Consider the following 26,704-nt stretch of genomic DNA (forward strand, 5'->3'; position numbering starts at 1 on the left):
CGCTATCGGGCGATGCGATCCGGGCGGGTGTAGACGTTCATCGATTCGCCGCGCAGGAAGGCCACCAAGGTCAGTCCCGCCTGGCTGGCCAGGTCGACCGCCAACGACGATGGTGCCGATACGGCCGCCAGCAGCGGGATACCGGCCATGACGGCCTTCTGTGTCAGTTCGAACGATGCCCGGCCGCTGACCAGCAGGACGGTACCGGTCAGCGGGATGCGGCCCTGCTCGAGCGCCCACCCGATCACCTTGTCCACCGCGTTGTGCCGGCCGATGTCCTCGCGGGCGACGAACATCTCGCCGTCGGCGCTGAACAGCGCGGCGGCGTGCAGCCCGCCGGTGCTGTTGAAAACCTTCTGGGCCTGGCGCAGTTGCTGCGGCAGCGCTGAGAGTGTGGCGTTGGTGACGGTGGTCGGGTCGTCGCCGGGGGAGTAGTGGCTGACGGTGCGGACGGCGTCGATGGACGCCTTGCCGCACACACCGCACGATGAGGTGGTGTAGAAGTTGCGCGTCACGTCGACCGACGGCGGCGGGACATGGGGTGCCAGCGTCACGTCGAGCACGTTGTAGGTGTTGGTGCCGTCGTCGGTGGCGCCGCGGCAGTAGGCGACACGGGCGATGTCGTCGCGGCGGGCGATGACGCCCTCGGTGAGCAGAAAGCCCTGGGCCAGTTCGACATCCGAGCCCGGCGTCCGCATGGTGACACTGAGCGGAGTGCCGTTGACGCGGATTTCCAGGGGTTCCTCGACGGCCAGGGTCTCCGGGCGGGAGACCGCGCCGTCGGCGGTGACATGTTCGGCTCGGCGCCGTGCGGTTACCCGACCCACGGCTGATCAGCTCCCCGCTCGCTGCGCTCGACCGCCGGGACAAGCCTGATCACGACGGCTTTGGATACCGGGGTATTGGACTTCCGCGCAGTGTGGTCCAAGGGGATCAAGGGATTGGTCTCCGGGTAGTAGGCCGCGGCATTGCCCGCGGGTGTCGAATAGGGCACCACCAGAAAGTCTTTCGCGCGGCGCTCGTGGCCGTCGAATTCGGAGACCAGGTCGACGCGGCTGCCGTCGGTCAGGCCGAGCGCGGCAATGTCGGCCGGGTTGACGAACACCACGCGCCGGCCGCCCTTGACGCCCCGGTAGCGGTCGTCCAGGCCGTAAATCGTGGTGTTGTACTGGTCGTGGCTGCGCAGGGTCTGCAGCACCAGCCGGCCTTCGGGCACCGGCACCCACTCGATGGGTTCGTTCGAGAAGTTGGCTTTGCCTGTGTGCGTGGGAAATTCGCGGGAGTCGCGGGGCGGGTGGGGCAACTGGAAGCCGTCGGGCTCACGCACGCGGGTGTTGTAGTCGGCGCATCCGGGGACCACGTCGGCGATGGCGTCGCGGATGCCGTCGTAGTCGGCGTTGAAGGATTCCCACGGCACCGGGTGCGCCGGCCCGAGCAGCGCGCGGGCCAGCTGGCAGACGATCGCGACCTCGCTGCGCACCTGGTCGCTGGGTGGGGTCAGGCCACCGCGCGACAGGTGCACCATCGACATCGAATCCTCCACCGACACCACCTGTTTGCCGCCGGCCTGGAAGTCCTTGTCGGTGCGGCCGAGGGTGGGCAGGATCAGTGCGGTGCGGCCGTGAACGACGTGGCTGCGGTTGAGCTTCGTTGAAATCTGTACCGTCAGAGCGCAATTGCGCATCGCCGCGGCGGTGACGTCGGTGTCGGGGGTGGCCGAGACGAAGTTGCCGCCCATTCCGATGAACACCTTGGCCCGGCCGTCACGCATGGCCCGGATTCCGTCGACGGTGTCGTGACCGTGCTTGCGCGGGGACGTGATGCCGAACCGGGCGTCCAATGCGGCCAGGAACTCTTCGGGCATTTTCTCCCAGATGCCCATGGTCCGGTCGCCCTGCACGTTGGAGTGGCCGCGCACGGGACACACACCGGCGCCGGGCTTGCCGATCATGCCGCGCATGAGCAGCAGGTTGGTGGCCTCTGCGATGGTGGCCACCGCGTGCTTCTGCTGGGTCAGGCCCATCGCCCAGCAGATGATGGTGCGCTCGGAGCGGACCAGCGCGTCGGCGACACGCTCCAACTGGTCACGGGCGATGCCGCTGGCCGCGGTGACGGTGTCCAGTTCGACTGCGCGGGTGCGGCGTTCGTAGTCGTCGAAGCCGGCACAGTGCCGGTCGATGAAGTCGCGGTCCAACACGGTCCCCGGCGCCCGGTCCTCGGCTTCCAGCAGGAGGCGGCCCAGGCCGGCGAACAGCGCCATGTCGCCGCCGATGCGGATCTGCACGAACTCGTCGGCGATCGGCACGCCGTGGCCGACGACGCCGTGCACTTTCTGCGGATCCTTGAATCGCATCAGCCCGGCCTCGGGCAGCGGGTTGATCGCAATGATCTTGGCGCCACCCGCTTTTGCCTTCTCCAGCACCGACAGCATGCGCGGGTGGTTGGTGCCCGGGTTCTGTCCGGCGATGACGATGCAGTCGGCGTGGATGACATCCTCGACGGTGACCGAGCCCTTGCCGATGCCGATCGACTCGACCAGGGCGGTGCCCGACGACTCGTGGCACATGTTGGAACAGTCCGGCAGGTTGTTGGTGCCGAAACTGCGCGCGAGCAGCTGGTAGAGGAACGCGGCTTCGTTGCTGGTGCGGCCGGAGGTGTAGAACAGCGCTTCGTCGGGACTGTCGAGGGCATTCAGTTCGCCGGCGATCAGCGCGTACGCCTCGTCCCAGTCGATCGGGCGGTAATGGCTGTCGCCGGGCGCCAGCACCATCGGATGGGTGAGGCGGCCCTGCTGGGACAGCCAGTATTCGGGCTTCTCGGCAAGTTCTGCGACGGAATGCCGGGCGAAGAATTCCGGTGTGACCCGGCGCCGCGTCGCTTCCTCGGCGACTGCCTTGGCGCCGTTCTCGCAGAACTCGGCCAGTTTGCGGCCGCCGTGTTCCTCTGGCCACGCGCAGCCCGGGCAGTCGAAGCCGTGCCGCTGATTGATCCTGCTCAGTGTCTCCGCGGTACGCAGTGGGCCCATCTGCCGAAGTCCGCGCTGCATGCTGACCATCACGGCCTTGACTCCAGCCGCCTCGTGTTCGGCGCCGGTGACTTCTATGTCGTGTTCGTCGTAGGTGGCGTCGACGTCGCGGCCGTCTCTGACGGTGGTCATCCCTCCAATCTAATGCTGGAAATCTGGGATTCAGGTCTGGATTTGCGGCATCGGTCATCGGTATTTCAGATGCCCTGATAGGTGGCGCCTATCACTGGGCGGTACGGCGCCGGTGACCAGCACCACCCCGCGCGCGGGACCTAAGCCTCTAGGTCGGGTATACGGGCCGGGGTAGCTTTCGGGAGAGCGCGACAGATACCCCCGCCCGTATTTTCCGCGGTTGGAATAATATACCCCCAGGGGTATATTGAATACCCACGAGGGTATAGCCCAAAGTGGTGCTACCCAACGAGGAGAAAGAAGATCGACGATGATCCTGCAGCAGTACTACCTGGATTGCCTGTCGCACGCGTCCTACCTGATCGGTGACGAAACCACCGGGCGCGCAGTGGTTGTGGACCCGCAGCGCGATGTGGCCGGATACCTCGCCGATGCCGAAGAGCGCGGGCTGACCATCGAATTGGTCATCGAAACCCACTTTCACGCAGACTTCCTCTCCGGACACCTCGAGCTGGCGAAGGCCACCGGGGCCAAGATCGTCTACTCGTCTGTCGCCGAGACCGAGTTCGAGTCGATGGGCGTCGCCGACGGTGAGCGCTACTCGCTGGGCGATGTGACGCTCGAGTTCCGCCACACCCCCGGCCACACTCCTGAGTCGATGAGCGTGGTGGTCTACGCGCACGCCGACGACCCGACGCCCTACGGCGTCCTGACCGGGGACACGCTCTTCATCGGCGATGTCGGCCGCCCTGACCTGCTGGCCTCGATCGGTTTCACGCGAGAAGAACTGGCGGACAAGCTCTATGACTCGCTGCACAACAAACTTTTGACGCTGCCCGACGCCACTCGGGTGTACCCCGCACACGGTGCGGGCTCGGCGTGCGGCAAGAACCTGTCGACCGACCTGTGGTCGACGATCGGTGAGCAGAAGGCGACCAACTACGCGCTGCGCGCCACCGACAAAGCCTCGTTCACGACCCTCGTCACCGAAGGGCAGCCGCCCGCGCCGGGGTACTTCGTCTACGACGCGATCCTCAACCGCAAGGATCGCGAGTTGCTCGACGAGACGAAGATGCCGTCGGCGCTGACCTATGAGCAGGCGCGCGCGGCGATCGACGCCGGCGCCGTCCTGGTGGACGGCCGTGGCCCCGAAGAATTCGCGCTGGGTCACCTGCGGGGCGCCGTCAACATCGGCCTGCAAGGTCGTTACGCCGAGTTCGCCGGTTCCGTCCTGCCGTCCGATGTCGACGTCGTGCTCTTCACCGAGCCGGGTCAGGAACTCGAGGGCAAGAACCGGCTCGCCCGGATCGGCTTCGACCGGGTGATCGGCTACGTGGCGGAGCCATACGCGGCGTTGGTCGCGCACCAGGGTGACGTCCAGGTGGCGTCGCGCCTGACCGCCAAGGCTTTTGGTGAACGGGCCGCCGCGCTGCCGAACCTGCAGATCGTCGACGTCCGCAACCCCGGTGAGGTCGCGGCGGGGACCATCCCGCATGCCATCGGCATCCCGGTGGGGCAGTTGCCCGCTCGGCTCGGCGAGCTCGACCCTGCCAAACCGACCGTCGTCTACTGCGCCGGTGGGTACCGCTCGTCGGTCGCGGCAAGTCTGTTGCGGCGGAACGGATTCAACGACGTGAGCGACATCTTGGGCGGCTACGGCGCCTGGGCAGAAGCCGTCGAGAACGCCTGAAGACAGGAGACATCACCGACATGACCGTCACTGCCAAGCACCAGATCGCGATCGTCGGCGGCGGTACCGCCGGCATCACGGTCGCGGCCCGGCTGCTGCGCAAGGGCTACACCGACGTCGCGGTCATCGAACCCTCGGACAAGCACTACTACCAACCGCTGTGGACGCTTGTCGGCGGCGGACAGGCGCAGGCCGCCACGACCGAACGCGCCGAGTCCGCGGTGATGCCCAAGGGGGCAAAGTGGATCCGGAACGCCGCGAGCGCCTTCGATCCCGACGCCAACACCGTCACCTGTATGGACGGCGCCACCTACGAATACGACGCGCTCGTGGTCTGCCCGGGTATCCAACTCGATTGGGATCGCACCGAGGGGCTGGCAGAGACGCTGGGTCGTGACGGCGTTTCGTCGAACTATCGCTTCGACCTTGCGCCCCGGACCTGGGATTTCATCCGGAACCTGCGGTCGGGTACGGCGGTGTTCACCGTTCCGTCCGGCGCCATCAAGTGCGCCGGCGCTCCGCAGAAGATCGCGTATCTGGCGTCCGACTACTGGCGGTCGCAGGGCGTGCTCAAGGACATCGACGTCCACCTGGTCATGCCGGGCGCGCGGCCGTTCGGGATTCCCGCGACCGCGGACAGTCTCGACAAGGTGATCGCCGACTACGGCATCACCTTGCACACCAACTCCGAGGTGACCCTGGTCGACGCAGCGTCGCACAAGGTCGGCGTCACCAGTGTCGGGGAGGGTGGTACCGACGCCATGCTGTCCTACGACGTCCTTCACGCCGTGCCGCGGCAGTCCGCGCCGGACTGGATCAAACGCAGCGCGCTGTCGACGGGTGACGCCATGGGCTACGTCGACATCGACAAGCACACCATGCAGCATGTGCGGTACCCCAACGTCTTCAGCCTCGGTGACGCCGGTTCGTCACCGAACTCGAAGACCGGCGCCGCGATCCGCAAGCAGGCCCCGGTGGTGGTCGAGAACATCGACTCCTTCTTGACCGGCCGCCCGCTGCGGGCGTTGTACGACGGCTACTCGTCGTGCCCGATCGTCACTTCCTCGGACGCGATGCTGCTCGCCGAATTCGACTACGACCTCAACCTGAAGCCCTCGTTCCCGCTGCTCGATCCGGTCATCCCGCACCGCGCGTACTGGTACCTGAAGAAATACGGGCTGCCGTTCATGTATTGGAATCTGATGTTGAAAGGCCTTGCCTAGCAGGGCAATTAATCGACCACGAAAGGAATTCGCCATGACCACCAAAAACCTGACCGCCGCCGACTTCGACGCGACCATCACCGCCAATCCCATTGTCCTCATCGATTTCTGGGCGTCGTGGTGTGGTCCGTGTCGCGCGTTTGCTCCGGTTTTCGATCGATCGGCGCAGGCGCACCCGGATGTGGTGCACGCCAAGGTCGACACCGAAGCGCAACAGCAGCTTGCCGCGGCGCTCGAAATCCACGCGATCCCAACGATCATGGCGTTCCGCGACGGCATCCTCGTGTACCGCCAGCCCGGTGCGATGCCCGCCCCGGCCCTCGAAGATCTGATCACCCGGGTCAAGGCACTCGACATGGCCGACGTGCGGGCCCAGATCGCGGCCAGAACGCACTGACCGAGTTGTCGTCGCGCGCCATGCGCGATGACGCATCCCGCCGCTCCGTTCGAGGAGAGTGAAGTTCCGTGAATATCGTTCTCGCCCTTGCCCTTGGTGCCGTCATCGGCACCCTGCTGGGCCTGCTCGGCGGTGGCGGGTCGATCCTCGCGGTGCCGGCACTGGTCTACGTGCTGGGGCTCGGCATCGAGCAGGCGATCCCGATGTCGTTGTTGGTCGTCGGCATCGCCTCGGCGGTCGGCGCGTTGCCGAAGATCCGCGTCGGTCACGTCCAGTGGCGCTTGGCCGCCGTCTTCTCGGCGGCCGGCATTCCGGCGACCTTCGTCGGCAGCGCCGTCGGTGGGCAGCTGCCGCAGCCTGTGCTCCTCGTCGGTTTTGCGGCGGTGATGGTGCTGGCCGGTATGCGGATGCTGCGGGGCGACGGTGGCACCGGTACGGCCTGCAGAGTGGGGGATGCGGGGATCAACTGGCGCCGCTGTGCCTCCAGGTCGATTCCCGCGGGATTCCTCGTCGGCCTGCTCACCGGACTCTTCGGCGTCGGTGGTGGTTTCCTGATCATTCCGGCGCTGGTGTTGCTGCTCGGCGTGGAAATGTCGATCGCGGTGGGAACCTCGTTGGTCATCATCGTGGTCAACTCGGTCGCGGGTCTGCTGGCGCATCTGAGCGGCATCAGCATCGACTGGACGATCGCGGCGGCCTTCGTCGGCACGGCGATCGTCGGTTCGTTGCTCGCCGGCCACCTCGGGACCCGGCTCGACACCCGGCGGCTGCAACATTGGTTCGCCTACCTCGTCTTCGCGGTCGCGGCTTACGTGCTCGTCGACACGATCGCGGTGAGCTTCTTGTGACGTGAGCAGCGGTGACCGCAAATCTTCACCAGACCGACATGTCGGCGCTCCATCTCGTGACGTGCGCGGTTGCCCAGCGTCTGGACAATGGGCGTATGGATACCGATACCGGCCGTGGTACGCCGGGTCGCCGCGCCTGGGCCGACCCGTTGGCATTGGGGTTTCAGGCACACCGGCAGCTGATGCTGCTCCGGTTGCGGTGGCATGGCCGCCGTCTGGACACCCGTCCAGACGGCCAACCGGACTGACGCCTAATCGCTTGTGCCGCCGGGCATTTCCGATGCGGCCGAACGCTAGCGCGGACGCTACCGATCGGTAACCGCGTTCTTAGGATTTGCACCTGGTAGGACGTGATGAAAGCCACATTTTGACAGGTGTCAAGCTCTGGTAATCGATTTGACGTGCACATTCATGGGGTTGCCACACGGCCTTCAATGGCGCGTCCTGGCGAGTGCACCCTAAGAGAAGTGCAATAATCGGTACTAGCAGTGACATCAAAATTTTGGCGGCGCCGAGCTGGCGATCGTGAGCACCGTTCTGCGGCGTCTCCGAAACAGTGCGACGGACGGTCGAAACAGAGTGTGAAAGGCAGGCGTCGTGGGTCTTAACGACGGCGACAACGGCACCGGCGCCGAGAACGGCGCAGCCCCGCGGCAGAAGCTCGAGAAGGTCGTCATCCGCTTTGCCGGCGACTCCGGTGACGGTATGCAGTTGACCGGTGACCGGTTCACCTCGGAGGCCGCGCTCTTCGGCAATGACCTTGCGACGCAGCCGAATTACCCCGCCGAGATCCGCGCACCACAGGGCACCTTGCCCGGCGTGTCGTCGTTCCAGATCCAGATCGCGGATTACGACATCCTCACCGCCGGTGACCGTCCCGACGTGCTGGTCGCGATGAACCCGGCCGCGCTCAAGGCCAACGTGGCCGACCTGCCGCGCGGCGGCATGATCATCGCCAACTCCGACGAGTTCACCAAGCGCAACCTGGCCAAGGTCGGGTACGACGAGAACCCGCTCGAGAACGACGAGCTGTCCGAGTTCGTCGTCATCCCGGTGGCGATGACCACGCTGACGCTGGCCGCGGTCGAGGCCATCGGCGCGACCAAGAAGGACGGTCAGCGCGCCAAGAACATGTTCGGGCTCGGCCTGCTGTCCTGGATGTACGGCCGCGAGCTGGAGCACAGCGAGGCCTTCATCCGCGAGAAGTTCGCCCGCAAGCCCGAGATCGCCGAGGCCAATGTGCTGGCGCTCAAGGCCGGCTGGAACTACGGCGAGACCACCGAGGCCTTCGGCACCACCTACGAGGTGGCCCCGGCCAAGCTCAAGTCCGGCGAATACCGTCAGATCTCCGGCAACACGGCCATGGCGTACGGCATCGTCGCCGCCGGTCAGCTGGGTGACATCCAGGTGGTGCTCGGCACCTACCCGATCACCCCGGCGTCGGACATCCTGCACGAGCTGTCCAAGCACAAGAACTTCAACGTCCTGACCTTCCAGGCGGAGGACGAGATCGCCGGTATCGGCGCGGCCATCGGTGCCTCGTACGGTGGCGCGCTCGGCGTGACCAGCACGTCGGGTCCCGGTGTCTCGCTGAAGTCCGAGGCCATCGGCCTCGCGGTGATGACCGAGCTGCCGCTCATCGTCATCGACGTGCAGCGCGGCGGCCCGTCCACCGGTCTGCCGACCAAGACCGAGCAGGCCGACCTGCTGCAGGCGCTGTATGGCCGCAACGGTGAATCGCCCGTCGCGGTGCTGGCACCGGCTTCTCCGTCGGACTGCTTCGACATCGCGGTCGAGGCCGTGCGGATCGCCATCGCGTACCACACGCCGGTGATCATTCTGTCCGACGGCGCGATCGCCAACGGTTCCGAGCCGTGGCGGATTCCGGACATCGCGAGCTACCCGGCCATCGAGCACACCTTCGCCAAGTCGGGCGAGCCGTTCCAGCCCTACGCGCGTGACCCCGAGACGCTGGGACGTCAGTTCGCCATCCCGGGTACCGCGGGCCTGGAGCACCGCATCGGTGGTCTCGAGGCGGCCAACGGCTCGGGCAACATCTCCTACGAGCCCAAGAACCACGACCTCATGGTCCGGTTGCGCCAGCTCAAGATCGACGGCATCAAGGTGCCCGACCTCGAGGTCGACGACCCGAGCGGCGAGGCCGAGCTGCTGATGCTCGGTTGGGGCAGCTCGTATGGCCCCATCGGCGAAGCCTGCCGGCGCGCCCGGCGCAACGGCGTCAAGGTCGCGCACGCGCAGCTGCGCCACCTCAACCCGTTCCCGGCGAACCTCGAAGAGGTCCTGCGCAAGTACGACAAGGTCGTCGTGCCCGAGATGAACCTGGGCCAGCTGGCCCTGCTGCTGCGCGGCAAGTACCTGGTCGACGTCCAGTCGGTGACCAAGGTCGAGGGCATGGCCTTCCTGGCCGACGAAGTCGAGGGCATCATCAGCGCGGCGCTGGACGGATCGTTGCGCGAGAAGGAAACTGACAAAGCCAAGTTCGCACGGCTGGCAGCCGCCACCGTGGAAACCGGTGTGGGAGCAAACGCATGACGGATCTGATCGGTGCTGATCTGGGCCTGACCGAAGCCCTCAGCAAGACTGCCCTGGTTCCGACCACGGACCAGCCGCAGAAGGGCAAGGACTTCACCAGCGACCAGGAGGTGCGCTGGTGCCCCGGTTGCGGTGACTACGTCATCCTCAACACCATCCGCAACTTCCTGCCGGAGCTGGGCCTGCGCCGCGAGAACATCGCGTTCATCAGCGGCATCGGCTGCTCGAGCCGGTTCCCGTACTACCTGGAGACCTACGGGTTCCACTCGATCCACGGTCGCGCCCCGACCATCGCCACCGGTCTGGCGCTGGCGCGTCCGGACCTGTCGGTGTGGGTCGTCACCGGTGACGGTGACTCGCTGTCGATCGGTGGCAACCACCTGATCCACGCGCTGCGCCGCAACATCAACATCACGATCCTGCTGTTCAACAACCGGATCTACGGTCTGACCAAGGGCCAGTACTCGCCGACCTCCGAGGTCGGCAAGGTCACCAAGTCGACCCCGATGGGTTCGCTGGACCAGCCGTTCAACCCGGTGTCGCTGGCGTTGGGTGCCGAGGCGACGTTCGTCGGCCGCGCGCTGGACTCCGACCGCAAGGGTCTGACCGAGGTGCTTAAGGCCGCGGCCGCACACCGCGGTGCCGCCATCGTCGAAATCCTGCAGGACTGCCCGATCTTCAACGACGGTTCCTTCGACGCGCTGCGCAAGGAAGGCGCCGAGGAGCGCCTGATCAACCTGCAGCACGGCCAGCCGATCACCTTCGGCGCGGAGAACGAGTACTGCGTGACCAAGTCCGGCTACGGATTGGAGATCGGCAAGACCGCCGACGTCGATCCGTCGGACATCGTGGTGCACAACGCTCACCTCGACGACCCCGCCTACGCCTTCGCGCTGTCGCGCCTGTCGGAGCAGAACCTCGAGCACACCGTGATGGGCATCTTCCGTCAGGTGAACCGCCCGACGTACGACGACGAAGCGCGTCAGCAGATCAGCTCTGCGCGGGAATCCAAGGCGCACGACACCGCCGCTCTGCAATCCTTGCTGCGTGGCAAGGACACCTGGACCGTGGAATAGGCACGAGAGTAACTCCGTCTTGACGCAAGACGCCCCGCTGGCCGCAGTTGTACTGGCCGGCGGGGCGTCTCGTCGTATGGGGCGCGACAAGGCCACCGTGCGGTTCCGCGGGCCGGCGGGGGAGATCACGTTCGTGGAGCAGGCGGTGGCGACCCTGCGGTCCCGCTGCAAGGCGGTGTTCGTCATCGCTGCCCGCGGCCAGGCGCTGCCTGACCTGGACGCGGAAGTGCTGCGGGATGCGACCCCGGGGGTCGGACCGCTGCTGGCCACCGCCCGCGGATTGCGCGCCGCAGCCGACGCCGGATACCCGTGTGCCTTCGTGTGCGCCGTGGACATGCCGTACCTGACGGCCGAGCTGATCGACGAGCTCGCTGAACACGCGGCCCGGGTGGACGCCGACGTGGTGCTGCCCTGGGACGGGCGGGACCACTATCTGGCCGGCATCTACCGGACCGCGCTCGCCACCCGGGCCGACGAGTTGGTGGCCCATGGGCGGCGCAGCATGCGGGCTCTGGTCGACACCGCCGACACCCAGCGGGTGGTGATGGACCGGCAGCGGGCGCTGGTCAACGTCAACAGCCCGGACGACTTCGTCTGACATCTCAGCAAAGGCCGAGGGCCATGCTCGGCGTTCTTGAATTTCTCGCTGGTCGAGGAATTCGAATTGCCGCTATTTCTAGCTTGTGCGACAAATTGGGAAATGTATTGGCGTAATTCCGGGAAATTCGACGCAGTCACTGTTCCTGAATTTCTAACATGCTGCGGCACAACGGATTTGGCCGGCGGTGTCCACGGTGTGCCGGTTAACGTTGCTCGAACGGAATCCATCGCGGACATGAAAAGTCCTGATTGGAGACAGTGCCGTGTGGCCTTACCCGGTCCGGCTGGGTTTGACGCACCCGTCGATGGCGAACTCAGGCCCTGTCGCAATCGGATTTCACGGGACGACACGCCGGAGGTTTAGCTTGAACACTGCTGAAATGCGCCGCTGACCTGCGACAACTGTGACTCGAGTGAATTGAATTCTGTGCGCCAGGCCACAATTTCATGGTGACCTCTATCACGAAATGTTTCCGAACTGTGATTTGTTAGCGGTGCTTTATATATCGCGTGACCTGCTTATGTTCCTCTCAGGTTCGGCCGTGATCTGCCTGTTATCTGGCTGGGATGGATTCGACATTGCCGACTGAATTCTTGCTACGGTCCTCGTGCTGCTCCAAGAGAGCAAACAACTGAAAAAACCATGAACCTGCGTGTGAGCGGGATCGCGGTGGGAACAGAGCAGATGGCCTGTTGCCCGTGGCGTCCGCCGGCCTCGAGCCCGGACCGATCAAACCGCCCCCGCTGTCGTGTCCGACCGAGACGACACGATTCAGCCCCCCTACGCCTGCCCGGCAGGCAGCAGTTCGCACCGCCTATGCGCGGGCGATGTTTGGCGCGCGCTCGGCGAGAGGAAAAACGTGAAGAACATCCGCACAACGCTTGGACTGGTTGCCGTTGCCGGGGCAGTTGCTGTAGCCCCGATGGTCATCGGTACCGGTACCGCGAATGCGGACGGCGGCCACAACTGGGACGCCGTTGCAGCCTGTGAGTCCGGTGGTAACTGGGCGATCAACACCGGCAACGGTTACTACGGTGGGCTGCAGTTCAACCTCGGCACCTGGCGTGCCAACGGCGGTTCGGGCATGCCCCACACCGCCAGCAAGGATGAGCAGATCCGAGTCGCCGAGAACGTCGCCGCCCATCAGGGCATGGGCGCTTGGCCGGTCTGCGGCCGTCGGGGCTAGTTTCTGAGCCTCAGAGCGCCGCGAACGCTCGAACGAGACAATCAAAGGGTGTCGGACCACGCGGTCCGGCACCCTTTGTCTTGGTCCAGCGCGCGCCTGGCTGTTGGCTCCGCGCTGAAGGTGCGCGCTACTCGGCTTTCTGCGCCCCACGCGCAGGATCAACGATGGGGAGCTGATCCGTCACTTGATGAAACCATGGGGCCATGGCGACGCACGACATCGCGACCGGGCTCGGCGCCCTGCAGGTTCACGTCAACGGCTCCGGCGAGCCGATTCTCCTGATGCCCAGCCTGCTGACCGACCACACGCTGTACACCGCGCAGGTGCGGCACCTGTCCGCCCGGTACACGACGATCACGGTCGACCCGCCAGGACAGGGGCGCAGCGAGCCGCTGCGCAGAGCGTTCACCTTCGAAGACAGCGCCCGGGCGTACGTCGACGTCCTGGACACGCTGGGGCTGCCGTGGGCCCACCTGGTCGGCAACTCGTGGGGCGCCATGATCGGCGGCACGATCTCAGCGATGTTCCCTGATCGGGCCGGATGCGCGGTACTGCTCAACGGCACCGCGTCGGAGGGCCCCAGCTGGGACCGGCTGCAGCTGGCGCTGGCGGCCCGGATGACTCGACTCGCCGGGCGCCCGCTCCTCGTGCGGTCGACGGTCGTGCCGCGCTTCCTCGGGAAGACCACGCGCCGGCAGCGGCCTGACCTGGTCGACGGACTGGTGACGATGATCGAGCGCAACGACGCCCGGTCCGCCAGCTTCGCGGTCGAGAGCATCGTGGTCAGGCGTCCCGACCAGCACGCGCTGTTCGGCCGCATCAACACCCCGACCCTGGTCGTCGCCGGTCGCGAGGACGCGAGCTTCCCGGTACCCGAAGTGCGCCGGATGGCCGAGGCGATTCCCGGCGCGGAGCTGGTGGTGCTCGATCAGATCGGGCACCTGGCCGCCTACGAGGCGCCCGACACCGTCAACGGGCTCATCGACGACTTCCTCGACCGCCACCGCAGGCATTGATGGCGTGGGGCTGCGCGCCGCCATGTGCTAACAACGGAGCATGGCCCTGACTCCATTCCATGACCTGGATGCGTACCTCTCCCTACCCCGGGTGTCCGGGCTCGCCGTCTCGCCCGACGGCCGCCGCGTCGTCACGATGATCAGCGAACTGGACGACAAGGGCACCGAATTCATCACCGCGGCTTGGGAACTCGATCCCGACGGTCAGCGCGAGGCACGCAGGCTGACGTACGGCGCCAAGGGGGAGTCGCAGCCCGCTTTCACCGCGGCGGGCGACCTGCTGTTCGTCGCGGCGCGCCCCACCGACACCGACCAGGACCCCGCCGCGGCTCTGTGGCAATTGCCCGCCAATGGCGGTGAAGCACAACGGATTCTCGAGCTGGCGGGCGGCGTCAGTGCAGTACACACCGCGCGCTCGGCCGACGTCGTGGTGGTGACGGCACCGCTGTTGCCGTCCGCCGGCACACCCGACGATGACAAGCGCCTACGGACCCTCCGCAAGGACAAGAAGGTGTCGGCGATACTGCACACCGGATACCCGGTGCGGCATTGGGACCACGACCTGGGCCCGGATCACGCGCATCTGCTTCGGGTCGAATCCGGTGCGGCGCACGACATCACACCGGAACCGGGGATGGCGCTGAACGAGGCCGCTGTGGCCGTCAGCGCGGATGGGCGCTTCGCAGTCGCCTCCTGGGAGCTCCCCGCGCCGGGGGCCGCGCTGCGCAGCGTGCTGGTCCGCATCGACATCGCCACGGGGGAGCGCACGGTGATCGCCGATGACCCGGCCGCCGACCTGGGGAGCCCGGCGATCTCGCCTGACGGCAACTCCGTCGCGTACCTGCGCGAGACGCACTCGACGCCGGAGCAAGCGCCGCGGATCACCCTGTGCCGTCAGGACTTCGGTGGCGAGCCGGTGGAGCTCACCGCGCACTGGGACCGCTGGCCGGCATCGGTGACCTGGTCGCACGACGGGTCGACGCTGCTGATCACCGCGGACGACAACGGCCGGGCGCCCATCTTCGCCGTCGACCCCTCGAGTGGCGCGGTCACGCAGGTGACGCACGACGACTTCGCCTACAGCGAGGTGCGGCCCGTTGCCGGTGGCGCACTCTATGCCCTGCGCAGCAGCTACCTAGCCCCGCCGCACCCGGTCCGGATCGACGCCGACGGCTCCGTCACCGTGCTCCCGTGCGTCGAATTTCCCGAATTGCCAGGCGAATTGGTCGAGGTGACGGCAACCACGGACGACGGTGAGGCCGTTCGTTCCTGGCTGACACTGCCGGCCGGCGACACCGCCGCGCCGCTGGTGCTCTGGGTGCACGGCGGGCCGCTGGGCAGCTGGAACACCTGGCACTGGCGGTGGAATCCCTGGCTGCTCACCGCGCTCGGTTACGCGGTGCTGATGCCGGATCCCGCACTGTCCACCGGATACGGTCAGGACTTCATCCAACGTGGCTGGGGTGCTTGGGGTTTCGCGCCGTACACCGATCTGATGGCGGCTGTCGACGGGGCGCGCGCGCACCCGCGGATCGACGCCGGCCGGATCGCCGCCATGGGCGGCTCGTTCGGTGGCTACATGGCCAACTGGATCGCCGGGCACACCGACCGGTTCGCCGCGATCGTCACGCACGCCAGCCTGTGGGCGCTGGACCAGTTCGGGCCGACGACCGACGGCGCCTACTGGTGGGCGCGGGAGATGACACCCGAGATGGCCGAACGCAATTCGCCGCATCTGCACGTGGAGAACATCAGGTCCCCGATGTTGGTGATCCACGGCGACAAGGACTACCGCGTGCCGATCGGTGAAGGCCTGCGGTTGTGGAACGACCTACTGACCCGGTCGGGACTGCCGGCCGACGACACCGGCGGCACCGCGCACCGCTACCTCTACTACCCGTCGGAAGGGCACTGGATCGCCGGGCCGCAGCACGCCAAGATCTGGTACCAGGTGGTGACGGCGTTCCTGTCCGAGCACGTGCTCGACGAACACATCGACCTGCCGGAGACCCTCGGTTAGGTTGGCAGCATGACCGCACCGCAGCGCGAATTCGACATCGTCCTCTACGGCGCCACCGGCTTCGTCGGGAAGCTGACCGCCCTCTACCTGGCCGAGAACGGAGGACAGGCGCGGATCGCGCTGGCGGGCCGGTCGATGGACAAACTGGCCGCCGTCCGGGATTCCCTCGGCGCGGCCGGACAGGGCTGGGCACTGATCCAGGCCGACGCCTCGTCACAGCACACCCTCGATGCCATGGCCGAGCGGACGCAGGTGGTCGTCACCACTGTGGGTCCGTACCTCAAATACGGCCTGCCGCTGGTGGCGGCGTGCGCTGCCGCCGGCACCGACTACGCCGACCTCACCGGTGAGAGCCTGTTCATCCGGGAGAGCATCGACCTGTTCCACAAGCAGGCCGCCGACACCGGCGCCCGCATCGTGCACTCGTGCGGATTCGATTCCATCCCTTCGGATCTCACCGTCTACGCGCTGTACAAGGCAGCGCAGGCGGACGATGCCGGCGAACTCACGGACACTGACTACGTGCTCCGTGGATTCTCGGGCGGGGTCTCCGGCGGCACCGTCGCCTCGATGCTCGAGCTGTTCTCACGGACGTCCGCTGACGAGGAACTGCGCCAGACCATGCTGGACCCCTACACGCTGACCACCGATCGCGGCGCCGAGCCCGACCTCGGCCACCAGACCGACACCCCGTGGCGCCGGGGCCGGGACATCGCCCCGGAACTCACCGGGACCTGGACCGGTGCCTTCGTCATGGCGGTGGCCAACACCCGCATCGTGCGCCGCAGCAATGCGCTGCTGGACTGGGAGTACGGCCGCCGGTTGCGGTACTCGGAGCACATGAGCCTGGGGTCGTCGCCCATCGCGCCCGTGGCCTCGGCGCTGGGCACCGCGGCCAACGCCGCCGTCATGAACCTCGGCAGCCGCTTCTTCAACAAGCTGCCCCGCGGCCTGATCGACCGCGTCGTGCCAAAGCCCGGGACCGGGCCCAGCGAGCAGGCGCGGGACAAGGGCCACTACCGCGTCGAGACCTACACCCGCACCACCAGCGGCGCCCGGTACCGCTCGGTGATGGCGCAGCAGGGCGACCCTGGCTACAAGGCCACCGCGGTGCTGTTGGGCGAGAGCGGGCTGGCGCTGGCCCTCGACCGCGACCGGCTGTCGGATTTGACGGGCGTCCTGACACCCGCCGCCGCGATGGGCGACGTGCTGATGACCCGGTTGCCGGCCGCCGGCGTCACGTTCGAAACCGAGGCGCTGGGGCGCTGATTCGCGCAGCAAGCGCCGAAGTGCTGTGCCTCGCCGCTGACCCGGCTAGTGTCGGCGGCGAGGTTTCACACACATCCCGGGGACATGAGGTGGAAAGCCATGGCTGGTCTTGACGAACTGCTCAATCAGATTCCGACACAAGAGATTGCGGCCAAGCTCGGCGCTGATGAAGGCGAGGTGAACAGCGCCGTACAACAACTGGTGCCGTTGCTGGTGGGCGGCCTGCAGCACAACGCGGAGGACCCTGATACCGCGGCCGGCATCGAGAACGACGCCGCCGGCCACGCGGCGAGCGGGCTGCTCGACGGTGGCGTGACCGTCGACCAGGTCAACCAGGACCAGGGCGCCGATGCCGTCGCGAAGATCTTCGGTGGCAATGACAGCGGCCAGGTCGCGTCGGCGCTCGCCGGTGGCGGCGCCGGCAACAGCGAGCTGATCCAGAAGCTGCTGCCGATCCTGGCGCCCATCGTGCTGGCCTACATCGGCAAGCAGCTCACCGGTGGTGGTGGCGGGGCGTCGACGCCTGCGGCATCCGGCGGTGGTCTCGGCGACGTGCTGGGCAACATCCTCGGCGGCGCGCTCGGTGGTAACAACGCGGGCGGCAACTCGAACTCCGGTGACAATCCGCTCGGCAACATCCTGGGCAGCGTCCTCGGCGGCGGTGGCAACCAGGGCGCCGGTGGCGTGCTCGGCAGTGTCCTGGGTGGCCTGTTCGGCAACAAGAAATAGGCCGTGGGCCTGCCGCTTGCGGGCGACCACGGGACTCACCACTTCTAGCTGCGTTGGGGCGCTTTTACGTGTACTCACGGGGTTTACCTAGAATTGGCCGGTGACTGCCAGCGATAGACCTGATCCCGCGACCGTGACTGCGGCCTCCGATGCGGCAACAGCCCTGCCCAAAACGTGGGATCCGAGCGCGGTAGAAGCTGACATGTACCAGGGCTGGGTCGATGCCGGGTACTTCACCGCCGACCCGACCAGCGACAAGCCGCCGTACTCCATCGTGCTGCCGCCGCCGAACGTCACGGGCAGCCTGCACATGGGCCATGCGCTCGACCACACCCTGATGGACGCGCTCACCCGGCGTAAGCGCATGCAGGGCTACGAGGTGCTGTGGCTGCCCGGCATGGACCACGCCGGTATCGCGACGCAGACCCTGGTCGAGAAGCAGCTCGCCGCGGATGGCAAGACCAAGGAAGACTTCGGTCGCGAGGGCTTCGTGGAGAAGGTCTGGGAGTGGAAGCGCGAGTCCGGCGGGACCATCGGCGGCCAGATGCGCCGCCTGGGCGACGGCGTCGACTGGAGCCGGGACCGCTTCACCATGGACGAAGGCCTGTCGCGCGCCGTCCGCACCATCTTCAAGCGGCTGTTCGACGCCGGCCTGATCTACCGCGCCGAGCGGCTGGTCAACTGGTCGCCGGTGCTGGAGACCGCCATCTCCGACCTCGAGGTCAAGTACGACGACGTCGAGGGTGAACTGGTCTCGTTCCGGTACGGCTCGATGAACGACGCGGAGCCCCACATCGTGGTCGCGACGACGCGACTCGAGACGATGCTCGGTGATACCGCCATCGCCGTGCACCCCGAGGACGAGCGCTACCGCGCGCTGGTCGGCAGCACCCTGCCGCACCCTTTCCTGGACCGCGACATCATCATCGTGGCCGACGAGCACGTCGACCCCGAATTCGGCACCGGCGCAGTCAAAGTCACGCCCGCGCACGATCCGAACGACTTCGAGATCGGCATGCGCCACAACCTGGCGATGACGACCATCATGGACACCAAGGGCAACATCGCCGGTACCGGAACCGAATTCGACGGCATGGACCGCTTCGAGGCCCGTGTCAAGGTGCGCGAGAAGCTGGCCGCCGAGGGCCGGATCGTCGCCGAAAAGCGGCCGTACCTGCACAGCGTCGGGCACTCCGAGCGCAGCGGCGAGGCCATCGAGCCGCGGCTGTCCATGCAGTGGTGGGTCAAGGTGGAGTCGCTGGCCAAGGCCGCCGGTGACGCAGTCCGTAACGGCAACACGGTGATTCACCCCACCAGCCTGGAACCGCGCTGGTTCGCCTGGGTCGACGACATGCACGACTGGTGCATCTCGCGGCAGCTCTGGTGGGGCCACCGCATCCCGATCTGGCACGGCCCGGACGGCGAGACCGTCTGCGTCGGCCCGGACGAGGAGCCGCCGGCCGGCTGGGAGCAGGACCCCGACGTGCTCGACACGTGGTTCTCCTCGGCGCTGTGGCCGTTCTCGACCATGGGCTGGCCGGATAAGACCCCCGAGCTCGAGAAGTTCTATCCCACAACGGTTCTCGTCACCGGCTACGACATCCTGTTCTTCTGGGTGGCCCGCATGATGATGTTCGGCACGTTCGTGGCCGACGATCCGGTGCTGGGTGGGGCAAAGGTGCCCTTCGAGAACGTCTTCCTGCACGGCCTGATTCGCGATCAGTTCGGGCAGAAGATGAGCAAGTCCAAGGGCAACGGCATCGACCCGCTGGACTGGGTCGAGATGTTCGGCGCCGACGCGCTGCGCTTCACCCTGGCCCGCGGTGCCAGCCCGGGCGGCGACCTGTCAATCGGTGAGGACCACGCCCGCGCCTCTCGCAACTTCGCGACCAAGCTGTTCAACGCAACGCGGTTCGCGATGATGAACGGTGCGGCACCCGCTGCGCTGCCTGATGCCGCCGAACTCACCGACGCCGACCGCTGGATCCTGGGCCGGCTCGAAGAGGTTCGCGCCGAAGTGGACAACACGCTGGAGCGCTACGAGTTCAGCCGGGCCTGCGAGGCGCTGTACCACTTCGCGTGGGACGAGTTCTGTGACTGGTACCTCGAGCTCGCGAAAGCTCAACTGTTCGAAGGTGGTTCGCGTGCCGAACACACCAAGGCCGTGCTGGCCGCGGTGCTCGATGTGTTGCTCAAGCTGCTGCACCCGGTGATGCCGTTCGTCACCGAGGCGCTGTGGAAGTCGCTGACCGGTGGCGAGTCGGTGGTCATCGCCGAGTGGCCGCAGGCCTCCGGTGTGGCTCTGGATCAGGTTTCCGCCGGGCGCATCACCGACATGCAGAAGTTGATCACCGAGGTGCGCCGGTTCCGCAGTGACCAGGGCCTCAACGACCGGCAGAAGGTGCCGGCCCGCCTGGTGGGCATCAGCGAGGCCGATCTGGATGCCCAGGTGGCCGCGGTGACGTCCCTGGCGTGGCTGACCGAGCCGGCCGACGACTTCAGCCCCTCCGCGGCAGTGGAGGTCCGGTTGTCGAAGGGCACCGTCGTGGTCGAGGTGGACACCTCGGGCACTGTCGACGTCGCCGCCGAGCGGCGCCGACTGGAGAAGGACCTGGCCGCCGCGCAGAAGGAACTCGCCCAGACCGCAGGCAAATTGGGCAACGAGGCGTTCCTCGCGAAGGCGCCGGAGGATGTGGTCGCCAAGATCCGGGCCCGCCAGCAACTGGCCCAGGAAGAGGTCGACCGGATCAACACCCGGCTGGCCGGCCTCCCGTCCGCATGAGCGCCCCCACGCCCGACGAGATCGCCGAACTGCTGCAGGTCGAGTACCTGCTCGACCAGCGGTGGCCGGAAACGAAGATCGAGCCCAGCACCGTACGCATCGAGGCGCTGCTGGAGATGCTCGGCTCGCCGCAGCGCGGCTACCCGAGCATCCACGTGGCCGGCACCAACGGCAAGACGTCGGTCACCCGCATGATCGACGCGCTGCTGACGGCGTTCTCGCGGCGCACCGGCCGGACGACCAGCCCGCACCTGCAGGCTGCCACCGAGCGCATCGCGATCGACGGAAAACCCATCAGCCCAGCGCAATACGTCGCCACGTACACGGAGATCGAACCGTTCGTGGAGATCGTCGACCGGCAGTCCCAGGCCGGCGAGCTGGCCGGCGAACTGGGTGAGCCCGGCCCCAAGATGAGCAAGTTCGAGGTGCTCACCGCCATGGCGTTCGCGGCCTTCGCCGACGCGCCGGTGGACGTCGCCGTCGTCGAAACCGGCTTGGGCGGACGGTGGGATGCCACCAACGTCGTCGACGCCCCGGTCGCGGTCATCACCCCGATCGGCATGGACCACACCGACTTTCTCGGCGACACCATTGCCGCGATCGCGGGGGAGAAGGCCGGCATCATCGCGCGCCAGCAGCCCGGCCTGGTGCCCGCGGGTACCGACCTCAGCACCGTCGCGGTGATCGCCCGCCAGGTTCCCGAGGCAATGGAAGTGCTGATGGCGCAGGCGGTTACGGCCGACGCCGCGGTGGCGCGCGAGGACTCGGAGTTCGCGGTCCGCAGCCGGCAGGTCGCCGTCGGTGGGCAGGTGCTGGAACTGCAGGGCCTCGGCGGCGTCTACACCGACATCTTCCTGCCGCTGCACGGCGAGCATCAGGCGCACAATGCCGTCCTGGCGCTGGCCGCGGTGGAGGCGTTCTTCGGAGCCGGAGCCGACCGTCAGCTCGACGTCGACACCGTGCGCGCGGGCTTCGCCTCGGTGACCAACCCCGGCCGCCTGGAGCGGATGCGCAGTGCGCCGACGGTGTTCATCGACGCCGCGCACAACCCGGCCGGTGCCGCCGCCCTCGCCGACGCGCTGCAGACGGAGTTCGAGTTCCGGTTCCTGGTCGGCGTCATCTCGGTCATGGCCGACAAGGACGTCGCCGGCATCCTGACCGCGCTCGAGCCGGCGTTCGATCTGGTGGTCGTGACCCACAACGGGTCGCCGCGCGCCATGGACACCGAGACGCTGGCGTCCCTGGCAGAGGAGACCTTCGGCCCCGAACGCGTCGTCACCGCGCCCAACCTGGCCGACGCCATCGAGGCGGCGACGGCGCTGGTGGAGGAGTCGGGCAACGACTACGGCTCGTCCGACGGTTTCTCCGGCTCGGGCATGGTGATCACCGGTTCGGTCGTGACGGCCGGCGCGGCCCGCACTCTCTTCGGAAAGGAACCGGCGTGACCGCCCCGAATCAGCCTGACCCCTGGAAGAGCTTCCGCGGCGTGATGGCCGGCACTCTGATCCTGGAAGTGATCGTGGTGCTCCTGGCGCTGCCGGTGGTGTCGGTGTTCCACGGCGGGCTGACTCCGCTCAGCAGCGGTTATCTGATCGGCATGGCGATCGTCCTGGCCCTGCTGTCGGGGCTGCAGGGCCGCTCGTGGGCGCTGTGGGCCAACATCGGGATGCAGTTCGTCCTGATCCTCGGCGTGTTCATCGACGTCACCATCGGCATCGTCGGCATCATCTTCCTGCTCGTCTGGGTCCTCATCGCGTATCTGCGGTCCGAGGTCAAGCGCCGCCAGGACCGCGGCCTGCTGCCCGGCCAGCAGTGAGCTCCGCCCGAATCGCTCGATTCGGTTACTGACTAGTACGCTGTCCGCCGTGACTGAGCAGACCCTTGTTTTGATCAAGCCCGACGGCGTCAAGCGCAACCTGATCGGCGAAATCATCAGCCGGATCGAGCGCAAGGGCCTGACCTTCGCTGCTCTTGAGCTGAAGATCGTCAGCGTGGAGCTGGCGACCAAGCACTACGCCGAGCACGAGGGCAAGCCCTTCTTCGGTGACCTGCTGGAATTCATCACCTCCGGCCCGGTTGTGGCAGCGATCGTCGAAGGCCCGCGCGCTGTCGCCGCCTTCCGCCAGATCGCCGGCGGCACCGACCCGGTGGAGAAGGCCGCGACCGGCACCATCCGTGGTGACCTGGCCCTGATCACCCAGGACAACCTGGTGCACGGCTCGGATTCCCCGGAGTCCGCGGCCCGCGAAATCGCCCTCTGGTTCCCCGGTAACTGACACTGTGGGCCGCCGGTAACGCAGCTACCGGCGGCACCTCGTCGGAGATTGGCCGACGATGTGGGATACTGGCGTACGGGTGACCTGCTTCATACCAGGAGCGGACGCCCGGATGAAGACTTAGACGACGCGACCACCCGGAGAAATCCAGGTGCGGCGCCGACCGTCCAGCCATCATTCAGCCAGGCACCGAGGGCTCCCATGGGCCGCTAGGTGCGAGACCACAACAATCTCGGGAGAAGTTCCCCGAGCCAATACAAGAAGCCCTCGCGTGGCCGCGTCGCACGACGCGCCCGGGGGCTTGAGGAGAATACGTGGCCGACGATGCCCAACTTGAAGACCGATCCGAAGACGCCGGCAGCGCAGCGGAGCCGATAGAGCTCCCCGAGCGCCTGCGGATTTTCTCGCTGGCCCGGATCCTCGGGACCACCAGCAAGAACATCACCGAGACCCTCGCCGGGGTCGACGGTCGGCCCCGCAACCCGGCCTCCACGGTGACCCGCGTCGAGGCCGAGCGCGTCCGCGACCTGCTGGGTCTCGGCGGCGACGCCACGCAGAGCCCGGCACCCGCCGCGCCGGCGGAGGCCGGTGAGCCGGTTGCCGAGGTGCTGGTCGAGGTCACCACCGAGGCCGCCACCGAAACCGCAGGGGTGTCCGCAGAGGTCGCCGTCGAAGCCGTCGACGTCGCCGAAGCTGCCGTCGAGATCGCCCGCGAGGCAGCCGACGCCGGCGACGCGGAGCCCGACGAAGACGAGCCCGAGTCCCGCCTGCTGCTCGAACCAGTCCCGGCGCCCGCCGCCGAGCCGGCCGACTACCTGCCGCTGTTCGTGGCACCGCAGCCCGTGACGTTCCGGCCGCCCGCCGAGCCTGACGACTTCGCCGACGACGACACCACCGACGACGCGGCCGACGCCGGCGACGAGGGCGGCGAGGACGGCACCGACGAAGACGGCGAGCGGCCCGCCAACCGGCGCCGCCGTCGTGGTCGCCGCGGTCGGGGCCGCGGTCGGGGAGAACAGAGCAGCGACGACGCGACCGAGGGCGACGCCGAAGGTGAGACGCAGGACGCGTCGGCCGAGGGCGACGAGGACGCCGACGGCGAGGCCGACGAGGATTCCGGCGACGACGACGCGAACGCGTCCGACGGCGCCAGCCGCCGTCGCCGTCGCCGTCGCCGCCGCAAGTCCGGCGGTGCCGGTGGTGACGATGCCGATGGCGAGGCCGGTTCGCCGGACGATCCGCCCAACACCGTCGTCCACGAGCGCGCCCCACGGGCGAAGTCGGACAACAACGAAATCCAGGGCATCACCGGGTCCACCCGGCTCGAGGCCAAGCGCCAGCGCCGTCGCGACGGCCGTGATGCCGGTCGCCGCCGTCCGCCGATCCTGAGCGAGGCCGAGTTCCTGGCCCGGCGCGAAGCTGTCGAGCGTGTGATGGTGGTGCGCGACAAGATCCGCACCGAACCGCCGCACGAAGGCGCCCGGTACACCCAGATCGCGGTGCTGGAAGACGGCGTCGTGGTCGAACACTTCGTCACCTCCGCGGCATCGGCCAGCCTGGTGGGCAACATCTACCTCGGCATCGTGCAGAACGTGCTGCCGTCGATGGAGGCGGCGTTCGTCGACATCGGCCGTGGCCGCAACGGCGTGCTGTACGCCGGTGAGGTCAACTGGGAGGCCGCCGGTCTCGGTGGCAACAACCGCAAGATCGAGCAGGCGCTCAAGCCCGGCGACTACGTCGTCGTCCAGGTCAGCAAGGACCCGGTCGGGCACAAGGGCGCTCGCCTCACCACGCAGATTTCGCTGGCCGGGCGCTACCTGGTGTACGTGCCGGGGGCGTCGTCGACCGGGATCAGCCGCAAGCTGCCCGACACCGAGCGCCAGCGCCTGAAGGAAATCCTCAAGGAGGTCGTGCCTGCGGACGCCGGTGTGATCATCCGCACCGCGTCCGAGGGCGTGAAGGAAGAGGACATCCGCGCGGACGTCAACCGGTTGCAGGAACGCTGGACCGAGATCGAGACGACCGCGGCCGAAACCAAGGCCAAGGCCGCCGGTGCTGCGGTAGCGCTCTACGAGGAGCCCGACGTCCTGGTCAAGGTCATCCGTGACCTGTTCAACGAGGACTTCTCCAAGCTCGTGGTGTCGGGTGACGAAGCCTGGAACACCATCAACGGGTACGTGAACTCCGTTGCGCCGGAACTGCTTTCGCGCATGTCGCAGTACGAGCCGGCCGGCGGGCCCACAGGTCCGGACGTGTTCTCGGTGTACCGCATCGACGAGCAGCTGGCCAAGGCGATGGACCGCAAGGTCTGGCTGCCCTCGGGCGGCACCCTGGTGATCGACCGCACCGAGGCCATGACCGTCGTCGACGTCAACACCGGGAAGTTCACCGGCTCGGGCGGCAACCTGGAGCAGACGGTCACCCGCAACAACCTCGAAGCGGCCGAGGAGATCGTCCGTCAGCTGCGGCTGCGCGACATCGGCGGCATCATCGTCATCGACTTCATCGACATGGTGCTCGAATCCAACCGCGACCTGGTGCTGCGCCGCCTGACCGAGGCGCTGGCCCGGGACCGGACCCGCCACCAGGTGTCCGAGGTCACTTCTCTCGGACTGGTGCAGCTGACGCGCAAGCGCCTGGGCACCGGCCTGGTCGAGGCGTTCTCCACGACCTGCCCGCATTGCGCGGGCCGCGGCATCATGCTGCACGGCGATCCGGTGGACACCGCGTCGGCGAACGGCCGCAAGACCGAGGCGGCCGGCGGCAGCGCTGGTGGCGGCGGCCGGCGCAGCAAGCGCGCCAAGAAGGCCGCTCCGCGTGCCGAGGAGACGCCGGTGGCGAAGGTGCCGCCGCACCCGCAGGGCGAGCACCCGATGTTCAAGGCCATGGCGGCGGCGAACGGTAAGCACGAGGACGAACTCGACGACGAAGACGTCACCGAGGACGCCGAAGGACTTGCCGACGACGCGGCAGACAGCGATGCCGTCGAGTCCGCCGAGGCGCTCACCGAGCTGGACGCCGACGAGGACGCCGAAGACGACGAGGCCGAGGACGAGGACTCGGAAGACGACGAACTCGAAGTCGAACTCGACGAGGACTTCGAGGACAGCGACGACGACAACGACGAGCTGGACCTCGACGACGACACCGACGAAGACGAAGACGACTCGGATGAGGACGACGAGGACGACGACGACTCGGACGATGACGACTCGGACGAGGACGACGAAGACGACGACGAGGACGAGGACGACGACGAAGAGGCTGATCAGCCCGCCGAACCGGTCGTCGCGCAGGCTCCCGTCGTCCGGCAGCGCCGCCGCGCCGCGGCCCGTCCCGCCGGTCCGCCGGTCGGAGGTGTCGATGGTTGATGCCGTGAGGGTCCACGCGGTTTGACCCTCGATTACCTGGTCACGTACCCTTGACCAGTTGTCGCCTGGCCGACACCGGCGACAGTGGGCGCCTTGACGGCCCCGCATCACAGACCCGCGCTCGCAGCCTTCGGGTGGCGCGCGCCCCGCAGTAGACGAAACGAAGAACAGAGGAACACCAACGATGGCAGCCGATAACGCCACGTACGCAATCGTCAAGACTGGTGGCAAGCAGTACAAGGTTGCCGTCGGTGACGTGGTCAAGGTCGAGAAGCTCGACGCTGAGCAGGGCGCCTCGGTGTCGCTGCCCGTCGCTCTCGTGGTCGAGGGTGCGAAGGTCACCACCAGCGCTGACGCGCTGGCCAAGGTCGCCGTCACCGGTGAGGTGCTCGAGCACACCAAGGGCCCGAAGATCCGTATCCACAAGTTCAAGAACAAGACCGGCTACCACAAGCGCCAGGGCCACCGTCAGCAGCTGACGGTCGTCAAGGTCACCGGCATCAAGTAAGT

The 26,704-nt window shown here is 67.3% G+C and carries 21 protein-coding genes; 19 read left to right on the top strand and 2 right to left on the bottom strand.

Annotated elements, in window-relative coordinates:
• Positions 1–2 precede the first annotated feature (2 nt).
• Positions 3–827 (bottom strand): formate dehydrogenase accessory sulfurtransferase FdhD, encoded by an 825-nt coding sequence (gene fdhD / locus QRN63_RS05890; RefSeq protein WP_285029921.1) that lies wholly within the window; start codon positions 825–827, stop codon positions 3–5.
• Positions 815–3,157, bottom strand: coding sequence for an FdhF/YdeP family oxidoreductase (locus tag QRN63_RS05895; protein WP_285029922.1), 2,343 nt, complete (start codon positions 3,155–3,157; stop codon positions 815–817). The genes fdhD and QRN63_RS05895 overlap by 13 nt, the downstream gene beginning before the upstream one ends.
• Positions 3,158–3,467: 310 nt before the next feature.
• Between QRN63_RS05895 and QRN63_RS05900 the strand changes: the two genes are divergently transcribed.
• The 19 genes from QRN63_RS05900 (at position 3,468) to rplU (ending at position 26,702) form a co-directional block, all read left to right on the top strand.
• A complete protein-coding gene (locus QRN63_RS05900; protein ID WP_285029923.1) occupies positions 3,468–4,847 on the top strand; it encodes an MBL fold metallo-hydrolase in 1,380 nt (459 codons plus the stop codon).
• 20 nt (positions 4,848–4,867) lie between these two features.
• The gene (locus QRN63_RS05905; RefSeq protein WP_285029925.1) at positions 4,868–6,070 is read left to right on the top strand and encodes an NAD(P)/FAD-dependent oxidoreductase; all 1,203 of its coding nucleotides are present in this window, start codon (positions 4,868–4,870) and stop codon (positions 6,068–6,070) included.
• 34 nt (positions 6,071–6,104) lie between these two features.
• Positions 6,105–6,467: a thioredoxin gene (gene trxA, locus QRN63_RS05910; protein ID WP_285029927.1), complete on the top strand. Its 363-nt coding sequence runs from the start codon at positions 6,105–6,107 to the stop codon at positions 6,465–6,467.
• A gap of 68 nt (positions 6,468–6,535) precedes the next feature.
• A complete protein-coding gene (locus QRN63_RS05915) occupies positions 6,536–7,315 on the top strand; it encodes a sulfite exporter TauE/SafE family protein (protein WP_285029929.1) in 780 nt (259 codons plus the stop codon).
• Between the two features lie 95 nt (positions 7,316–7,410).
• Positions 7,411–7,563 carry a hypothetical protein gene (locus tag QRN63_RS05920; RefSeq protein ID WP_020102196.1) on the top strand — a complete coding sequence of 51 codons (153 nt, stop codon included), beginning with the start codon at positions 7,411–7,413 and terminating at the stop codon, positions 7,561–7,563.
• A gap of 349 nt (positions 7,564–7,912) precedes the next feature.
• Positions 7,913–9,868 carry a 2-oxoacid:acceptor oxidoreductase subunit alpha gene (locus tag QRN63_RS05925; protein ID WP_285029931.1) on the top strand — a complete coding sequence of 652 codons (1,956 nt, stop codon included), beginning with the start codon at positions 7,913–7,915 and terminating at the stop codon, positions 9,866–9,868.
• Complete coding sequence (locus tag QRN63_RS05930) at positions 9,865–10,944, top strand: 2-oxoacid:ferredoxin oxidoreductase subunit beta (protein ID WP_267319290.1); 1,080 nt, start codon at positions 9,865–9,867, stop codon at positions 10,942–10,944. The genes QRN63_RS05925 and QRN63_RS05930 overlap by 4 nt, the downstream gene beginning before the upstream one ends.
• A gap of 19 nt (positions 10,945–10,963) precedes the next feature.
• A complete protein-coding gene (gene mobA, locus QRN63_RS05935) occupies positions 10,964–11,542 on the top strand; it encodes a molybdenum cofactor guanylyltransferase (protein ID WP_285029934.1) in 579 nt (192 codons plus the stop codon).
• An 862-nt stretch (positions 11,543–12,404) separates the two neighbouring features.
• Positions 12,405–12,731, top strand: a complete 327-nt coding sequence (locus QRN63_RS05940) for a transglycosylase family protein (protein WP_267319288.1) — start codon at positions 12,405–12,407, stop codon at positions 12,729–12,731.
• Between the two features lie 203 nt (positions 12,732–12,934).
• The gene (locus tag QRN63_RS05945) at positions 12,935–13,747 is read left to right on the top strand and encodes an alpha/beta fold hydrolase (RefSeq protein WP_285029935.1); all 813 of its coding nucleotides are present in this window, start codon (positions 12,935–12,937) and stop codon (positions 13,745–13,747) included.
• A gap of 40 nt (positions 13,748–13,787) precedes the next feature.
• A complete protein-coding gene (locus QRN63_RS05950; RefSeq protein WP_285029936.1) occupies positions 13,788–15,767 on the top strand; it encodes a S9 family peptidase in 1,980 nt (659 codons plus the stop codon).
• Positions 15,768–15,776: 9 nt separating this feature from the next.
• Complete coding sequence (locus tag QRN63_RS05955) at positions 15,777–17,036, top strand: saccharopine dehydrogenase family protein (protein ID WP_285029937.1); 1,260 nt, start codon at positions 15,777–15,779, stop codon at positions 17,034–17,036.
• Positions 17,037–17,135: 99 nt separating this feature from the next.
• Positions 17,136–17,765, top strand: coding sequence for a DUF937 domain-containing protein (locus tag QRN63_RS05960; RefSeq protein ID WP_285029938.1), 630 nt, complete (start codon positions 17,136–17,138; stop codon positions 17,763–17,765).
• A 100-nt stretch (positions 17,766–17,865) separates the two neighbouring features.
• Positions 17,866–20,547, top strand: a complete 2,682-nt coding sequence (locus QRN63_RS05965; RefSeq protein ID WP_502888091.1) for a valine--tRNA ligase — start codon at positions 17,866–17,868, stop codon at positions 20,545–20,547.
• Positions 20,544–21,992: a bifunctional tetrahydrofolate synthase/dihydrofolate synthase gene (gene folC, locus QRN63_RS05970; RefSeq protein WP_267319283.1), complete on the top strand. Its 1,449-nt coding sequence runs from the start codon at positions 20,544–20,546 to the stop codon at positions 21,990–21,992. Before QRN63_RS05965 ends, folC begins: the two co-directional genes overlap by 4 nt.
• Before the next feature lie 44 nt (positions 21,993–22,036).
• Entirely contained in the window at positions 22,037–22,363 is a 327-nt protein-coding gene (locus tag QRN63_RS05975; RefSeq protein WP_285030022.1) for a DUF4233 domain-containing protein, read from the top strand.
• A 49-nt stretch (positions 22,364–22,412) separates the two neighbouring features.
• Complete coding sequence (gene ndk, locus QRN63_RS05980; RefSeq protein ID WP_285029940.1) at positions 22,413–22,823, top strand: nucleoside-diphosphate kinase; 411 nt, start codon at positions 22,413–22,415, stop codon at positions 22,821–22,823.
• Between the two features lie 314 nt (positions 22,824–23,137).
• The gene (gene rne, locus QRN63_RS05985; protein WP_285029941.1) at positions 23,138–26,194 is read left to right on the top strand and encodes a ribonuclease E; all 3,057 of its coding nucleotides are present in this window, start codon (positions 23,138–23,140) and stop codon (positions 26,192–26,194) included.
• Between the two features lie 184 nt (positions 26,195–26,378).
• A complete protein-coding gene (gene rplU / locus QRN63_RS05990) occupies positions 26,379–26,702 on the top strand; it encodes a 50S ribosomal protein L21 (RefSeq protein ID WP_267319281.1) in 324 nt (107 codons plus the stop codon).
• The last annotated feature ends 2 nt before the right edge of the window (positions 26,703–26,704 follow it).

Origin of the sequence: Mycolicibacterium sp. lyk4-40-TYG-92, from assembly GCF_030209435.1 — a bacterium.
In the GTDB taxonomy this organism is placed as follows: Bacteria; Actinomycetota; Actinomycetes; order Mycobacteriales; family Mycobacteriaceae; genus Mycobacterium.